A 3,497-nucleotide genomic window follows, 5' to 3' on the forward strand; every position below is an offset into this window, starting at 1 on the left:
ATGGTTGACCACGCTTTTCAAAGATCGTGAACTACATCTCCTCGTTGTGCTCGACGCACTCCGGACAAGTAACCTCATGGGCGCGGCATGCAGGATTAACCGAGCCCAGCCGGTCATGAGTGCGGCCGGCGCTCGGCTGCTCGATTTATTTGCGCGATAAGCTCGCGACCATGTCCGCGGAGGTATTCAAACTTAACGCTGCGTCCGGGAGCTCTTGCCCTCCAGTTTGCGACGCTCCCCCGCCCATCCAGTGATCGTTTATTTCGTCGGATAGTTTGACCCGGCTCTACCGAATCGCCGCTTCAGGATCATTCTTTCCGATTTCGTCACGCTCGTATTTCTGCCGCGTCCTACACCGATTGGGCGCGAACAAAACTGAGCGCCTTGGAACCCGAACCCGTGCGTCGTGACCGGGAGCATCCGGGGCGAACTCATCCGCTCGGGGGCATCGCATCACCGGACGGCGACAGGCACGGTCGACCGGCATCTCGGCATCGGCTGGGAATTCGTCCATGGTCTGCATTGGCGACGACGCTTCCTGAGGCCACGTAGCCCTTATGCCAAGCTGGGCGCCCGGGTCGAGCGCGTAATGACGACAATTGCTTCGCTGCAGGTCAAACGCTTTCCGGGCCACCTGCAAAGTCTTCACCCGGCCGTACAGCGCCCAAGACCACTGATGTGATCGACAAGAGCCTTTTTGATAAATCTGCGCTATTCTCCTGTCGCGCACGGACGACCGCGTGGCGAAGAGCAGGGTCCGAGATGAGAGCCCTGCCGCGCAGCTTCTATCGTCGCGCCTCGTTTGCGGCATCCGTGCCTACCCTCTTCGGACCTCGTGGGTTCCAACCGGCGACGAGGCGTGCATAGGCGCCCTCGGCCTGCTCCACCCAGCGGCGCTCTTCTTCCCGGTGGCTCTTTATGTTGTAGGCGTGCGCTCCCTTTTGGCCGCGCACAGCCTTGCTCCCGGCCTTGAGTTCCACATCGCGCAAGCTTCTTGGCATGCAGGGAGGGTCGAGCCCACGCGTAACTCTCGCCCTTCTCAACAGATGACAGATCACGACAGAGAGTTTGCGTGCGGTTGCCACGGCCGCGACATGCTGTCCGCGCCGGGCTCGCACGCCGCAGGGAGAAGGCTCGCAACGGTCCGGGAGCACGAGCGGCCGCCCAGGCCGCCTCGACGAGCATGCCGCGCGCATGACCACGGCCCTGCTTGGTGATCCGCCCATGGTAGGCCGGACCTGGCCGGACTGCTGGACGCTTGGGTTCAACCCGAGATAGGTCACGAGCTTCTGCGGATCGTCGAAGCGCGACACGTCGCCGATCGCCGCCCTTCATCGCCAGCGCGACGGTGATGTCGACGCCGGGAATGGTCATCAGCCGCTTCACGCCTTCATCCTCGAGAGCCGAGCGGACAAGATCGCGTTCGATGACCTGGAGGTCTTCGCCCAATCGGTCGAACTCGCGCAGATGCCCATCGATCGCGAGGCGCTCGTCCTGCGGTACGACCTGCTCGATTAACCAGGTCCGACCCTTGGCGCCGCACAGGTCAGCATGCGGGCAGGACGGATCAGGTGGCTATGAAGGATCGACTGGATGACGCTCTTCAATCGAGATCTCTGTCGGACAATCTGATTGCGCCGTGTCACCTGTCGACGCAGAGCCTGCGTCGGCTCGTCCGCAATCCAGACTTCTGGCAAGAAGCCGCTGGCATAGAGCTGCGCAAGAACGTCGGCGTCGATCGTCGTTTTGATCTTGGCATAGGCAACGATAAACACCTGTTTCGGCTTGGCGATCCCCACCTTCTTCACATGCGGCGCAACCACAGCTGCAGCGGACGTCGCGTTGCCGGTGGCCTCGATCACCCCGACATCGTTCGGCGACAGCTTCGCGGCGAACGCCGCCAGCAGATCGCGCCGCATGTCGACGCGGCCGAGTCGCCTGAGCCTGCCCTCCTCCCATGCCACTGCTTCGGCGAAGGCGCGGTGAATATCCAGTCCGATGATAAGCATGCCCGTTCCTCCTTCTTGGCTCGGTCAAAGACGGGAGCTGGCGGGCAACACGACATCTACTGATCCGCGCTCGCAGCGCATCCGGGAAAGTCGCGAGGGGCGGCCATGTAACGAGCTCGGGCTCTCAGCCCACGGTCTATTGACGGCCTGCCTGCACCTTTGTGCTCCCGGTGCCCCACGTCCCGGATGGGCTCACCATAAGGGCGTTCCAAAACAAGAACAGCAGGACGAGAAGGCACCACAGATCACATACCGGATAGCGGCAAGGCCAAGCGCTTCGTTCAGATAGGCTTGCGCCAATGGGCTTAGGCCGAGCCTACAACAGCTCTCAAAAACGCTGCCGGACTGCTGCATTGGCTCGCCGATACAATTGGCACAGGCCTCACGGCAGCTTAGGATCAAACCGCCCATCAGTCGCCTCGGACTGGAAAGGTGCACCCTATTAGGTTCCACGCCTAGCTAGGTCGGGGCCGCCGAAGACGCTGGTTGATAGACCGGCGCCATCGGCCCGGCGTTTCAAACTGCCAATCTCTGACCTGCACAGTACGAACGATTGCTCGCTTCGGCAGATCACGCGGCTCATATGTCGGACCTTAACGTCATCCATCATAAACTTTTTGCGACAAAAGATTGCAAGAATGCTAAATTGTTAAAGTCGTTTGTTTCGGTTAAAGGCATCCATCCCATGGATGGCTGATGACATGCGTTTCAAAGGACTTGATCTAAATCTCCTCGTTGTGCTCGACGCACTCCTGACGGAGCGTAATCTCTCGGCGGCGGCACGCAGGATTAACCTGAGTCAGCCCGCCATGAGTGCGGCCGTCGCCCGACTGCGCGATTATTTCCGCGATGAACTGTTTACGATAAGAGGTCGCGAAAGATTTCTAACCCCGCGTGCGGCAGCATTTGCCCCCGCAGTTCGCGACGCTCTCCAGCACATCCAGTGCTCGATTATTTCTTCGGATCCGTTTGACCCAGCTCGAGCCGATCGCCTCTTCAGGATCATTCTTTCCGATTTCGTCACGCTCGTGTTTTTCGAAAAGCTTGTGGAGCGTATTTCACGGGAAGCCCCCGCCGTCAGCTTCGAACTGCTGCCTGTCGACGATAGCCCCGATGAGCTTCTCCGGCGCGGTGACGTCGATTTTCTAATTCTACCGGATATGTTCACGTCGAGTGTGCATTCAAGCGTTGCGCTGTTTGACGAGAAGCTCGTGTGCGTAGGCTGTCCCACAAACAAGCAGCTGCCACAGCAGCTTACATTCGAGAGATACATGTCGATGAGGCACGTCGCGGTCAGGTTCGGGCGTACGATGAAGCCGTCTATCGAGGAATGGTTTTTGCTTGAGCATGGCCTTAAGAGACGTGTCGAGGTCGCCGTGCAGGGCTTCAGCATGATTCCACCTATGGTGTCCGGCACAGCTCGTATAGCGACCATGCCCTTACGGCTGGTCAGGCATTTCGAAAAAACGTTCCCCCTGCGGGTTATCG

The 3,497-nt window shown here is 59.7% G+C and carries 2 protein-coding genes and 1 pseudogene; 2 read left to right on the top strand and 1 reads right to left on the bottom strand.

Going from position 1 to position 3,497, the window contains the following annotated elements; all coding sequences use genetic code 11:
- Positions 1–406 precede the first annotated feature (406 nt).
- Positions 407–682: a hypothetical protein gene (locus EN893_RS24665; RefSeq protein WP_127262750.1), complete on the top strand. Its 276-nt coding sequence runs from the start codon at positions 407–409 to the stop codon at positions 680–682.
- A 103-nt stretch (positions 683–785) separates the two neighbouring features.
- On the opposite strand, the pseudogene EN893_RS24670 reads toward EN893_RS24665, so the two are convergent.
- Positions 786–2,009: pseudogene (locus tag EN893_RS24670) on the bottom strand (IS110 family transposase).
- Positions 2,010–2,710: 701 nt separating this feature from the next.
- Here EN893_RS24670 and EN893_RS24675 point away from each other — a divergent pair.
- The coding region (locus EN893_RS24675; RefSeq protein ID WP_164901074.1) for a LysR family transcriptional regulator at positions 2,711–3,497 on the top strand (787 nt) is incomplete at its 3' end.

It is taken from the genome of Mesorhizobium sp. M7A.F.Ca.CA.004.04.2.1, assembly GCF_004022825.1.
GTDB lineage: Bacteria > Pseudomonadota > Alphaproteobacteria > Rhizobiales > Rhizobiaceae > Mesorhizobium.